Origin of the sequence: uncultured Microbacterium sp. (assembly GCF_913776565.1) — a bacterium.
In the GTDB taxonomy this organism is placed as follows: domain Bacteria; phylum Actinomycetota; class Actinomycetes; order Actinomycetales; family Microbacteriaceae; genus Microbacterium.
The window spans coordinates 1-3,017 of record NZ_CAJYPF010000079.1 but is presented as its reverse complement, the minus strand read 5'-3'; the positions used below and the strand labels follow the sequence as shown (position 1 = coordinate 3,017).

Annotated in this window: 3 protein-coding genes; 1 reads left to right on the top strand and 2 read right to left on the bottom strand. The window is 72.9% G+C overall.

Annotation, left to right across the window (positions count from 1 at the left end):
- Positions 1-226: 226 nt before the first annotated feature.
- Positions 227-1,552: a DNA recombination protein RmuC gene (locus QZ433_RS04605; protein ID WP_295780233.1), complete on the bottom strand. Its 1,326-nt coding sequence runs from the start codon at positions 1,550-1,552 to the stop codon at positions 227-229.
- 54 nt (positions 1,553-1,606) lie between these two features.
- Positions 1,607-2,200 carry a 3'-5' exonuclease gene (locus tag QZ433_RS04600; protein ID WP_295780231.1) on the bottom strand — a complete coding sequence of 198 codons (594 nt, stop codon included), beginning with the start codon at positions 2,198-2,200 and terminating at the stop codon, positions 1,607-1,609.
- A gap of 140 nt (positions 2,201-2,340) precedes the next feature.
- Between QZ433_RS04600 and QZ433_RS04595 the strand changes: the two genes are divergently transcribed.
- Positions 2,341-3,017, top strand: a 677-nt coding sequence (locus tag QZ433_RS04595) for a class I SAM-dependent methyltransferase (protein ID WP_295780230.1), incomplete at its 3' end; no start/stop codon positions are given.

Here is a 3,017-nt window from a genome sequence, read left to right as displayed (position 1 = left end):
CTGCGCGTGCGACGGGCCGAGGGCCACGAGGTCAGCGCATGGTGGATGGTCGGCGCGTTCGTCGGCGTCTCGGCGGCCGTGGTCAGCCTGCTGAGCTGGGTGCCCGGCGGAGCCTGAGTCTCGATCGGTGCCGGTCGAGCCCGAGTCTCGCTCGCCGGCGGTGCAGCGCGAGGCCTTCTCGCCCGCGGTGGGCCTGCGTCTCGCTGCCGGCGGCGGAGCCTGCCTCTCACTCCCCGTCGGCTGATCCGAGACGTTCTCTGACCGGGTCCAGATCCGCGCGTGCGGCGATGGCTTCGGGAGTGGCCCGTCGTGTGGCGTCGTCGTCGACGATGCCGAGGTCGATCATCTCGGGGGCGGTCCACCGCCGGGGAACCGCCTCGAGGGGTGCGGGTGCGGTGACCGCGTCGAGCTTCGTCTCGTCGATGCCGGGGAACTTGCGCGCGGTGACCAGCACGCGCGATTCGAGCGATCCCGCGAAGCGGTTGTAGCTATCGACGGTCTTCTCGATGGCGCGCCGCAGCTCGTTGGCGTGACCGGCCAGGACGCCGACCCGGTCGTAGAGCTCGGTGCCGAGCGTGAAGAGGGTGCGTGCCTCGTCGGACACGTCCTGCTGGGTCCACGTGAACGCGACCGTCTTGAGAACGGCCCACAGGTTGACGGGGGACGCCAGGGCGACGCGGCGCGTGAAGGCATAGTCGAGCAGCGTCGGGTCGTCGTCGAGGGCGGCGGCCAGAAGCGACTCGCTTGGCAGGAAGCACACGACGAACTCGGGACTGGTCGTCAGTCCGGCCCAGTACGCCTTCTTGGCGAGCGCGTCGACGTGGGCGCGTACGGCCCGCGCGTGCTGCGACAGGAGCGCGGCGCGCCGGGCGCCCTCTTCGCCGTGCGCCGTCACCGGGATCGCGCTGGCCGTGAGATAGGCGTCGAGGGGGACCTTGGCATCCACCGCCAGGGATTTGCCCCCGGGGAGGCGCACCACCATGTCGGGGCGACCGGCGCCCGCGTCGCTCGAGATCGAGGCCTGTAGGTCGAAGTCGACGTAGCGGGTGAGGCCCGCGGCCTCGACGACACGACGCAATTGCGTTTCTCCCCACACCCCGCGCGTCGTGCCCGACCGCATCGCGGATGCGAGGGATTCGGTCGTCGCGCGCAGCGCCTCGTCGGCCTCGCGCGAGAGGCGCAGCTGCTCGCCGAGGGCCGAGTACTGCTCGACGCGGTCGCGCTCGAGGCCGTCGACCTTGCGCTGCATGGCGTCGAGCGTCTCGCGGACGGGATCGAGAGCGCGCAGCACGGTCTGCTCGCGGCGTTCGCGTTCTTCGCGCGCGGCCTGGTCGGCACGCGACTGCCCGACGAGCTCGCGATAGAGGGCGGTCTGGTGCGCCAGCTGGGCCTCGAGCCCCGCGCGCGCCGTCTCGGCCGCCGCTGCCCGCGTGCCGAGGGCCTGTTGCTCGACCGCCGCGCGCGCGGCGACCCGGGCGGACGCGACGAACCACCCGCCGGCGATGCCGAGCGCCAGCGCGAGGAGCACGAGGACGAGGGTGATGGCATCCATGGGATCAGCTTGCCCGAGACCTCCGACATCGCCGGAAAGACGGGCCGGAACGGGTCAGGCGACGGCGCGCTCGGCCGGCTCGACGGCGATCTGGGAGACGCGCAGGCCCAGGTGGGCGGCGAGGGCCTGCACGTCGTCGGCTCCGGCGCGACGGGCGCAGTCGATCGTTATCTCGGCGCACGCGACGGCGTCGGCGAGGGCGTCGTGGTGGGCGAAGGGGGAGCACCCGGCTTCGGCGGCCACCAACGGCAGGCGGTAGGACGCGAGCGCGTACGTCTTGCGCGACATCTGCACGCTGCAGAGGTAACGGTAGGGCGGGCAGTCGTCGCCCGTGGCCGCACAGGCGCGACGCAGCACCGACATGTCGAAGCCCGCGTTGTGGGCGACGAGCACGTCGGACCCGGCGAACGCCGTCAGGCGGTCGAGCTGCGCGCTCCACGACGGCGCGTCCGCGACGTGATGCGGATGGATGCCGTGGATGCCGATGTTGATCGGCGCGAAATGGTCGTGACCGGCGGGGGGCTTGATGAGCCACGACGCCGTCGCGACGACGCGACCGTCGCGCACCCGCGCCAGGCCGACCGCGCACGCGGACGCGCCGCTGGAGTTCGCCGTCTCGAAGTCGATCGCGGTGAAGTCCAGAGCCACGGCTTCACCCTCACCGCACGTGCGGCGTGTCGTCGCGAGGCGCGCCGGGGGTGGTGGCATCCGTTGGGTGGGGCGTCTGTCCGCGCCTCGGGTGTTCGTCCGCGAGGGGTGTGTCGGAGGGGCGGCGTAGGGTCGAGGCCATGACCGATCGTGACAAGTCGACCTCGTTCGGGCAGGCGGCCGCGGCCTACGAATCCGGGAGGCCGGGGTATCCGGACGAGGCGGTGTCCTGGCTGCTCGAACCCGTGCGCGAGCCGGGGCGCGCGCTGCGCGTCGCCGACGTCGGCGCCGGGACGGGGAAGCTCACCCGCACCGTCGTCGAGCTCGGCGCCGATGTGGTGGCCGTGGATCCGGATGCCGACATGCTCGCCGCCCTGCGCGGATCTGTCCGGGCGGTCCCCACGTTCGTCGGGCGGGCCGAGGCTCTGCCGCTGCCCGACGCCGGGCTGGACGCCGTCGTGATGGGGCAGGCGTGGCACTGGGTCGACGTGGAGGCGGCATCCGTCGAGGTGGCGCGCACCCTGCGCAGCGGCGGGGTGCTGGGACTGGTGTGGAACATCCGCGACCACGAGGTGGAGTGGGTCAGGCGCTTGACCGAGGCGATGGGCGGCTCGAACGCCGAGATCCTGCTCAGCACCACCGGGCCCCGCGTCGCGGCTCCCTTCACCGACCTCGAACACCGCGCGTGGAGGTGGGAGCGGCCGATCACGCTGCCCCAGCTGCGCGACCTGGTCTTCTCGCGCAGCGACGTCATCACGGCCGGCCCCGAGGAGCGGGCCCGCATCGATGCCGCGGTCGACGGGGTCGTGGCATCCGT

What these genes read in the sequence shown, in the direction of transcription:
- QZ433_RS04605 (WP_295780233.1), bottom strand. Translation starts at nt 1,552, where the DNA reads ATGGATGCCATCACCCTCGTCCTCGTGCTCCTCGCGCTGGCGCTCGGC.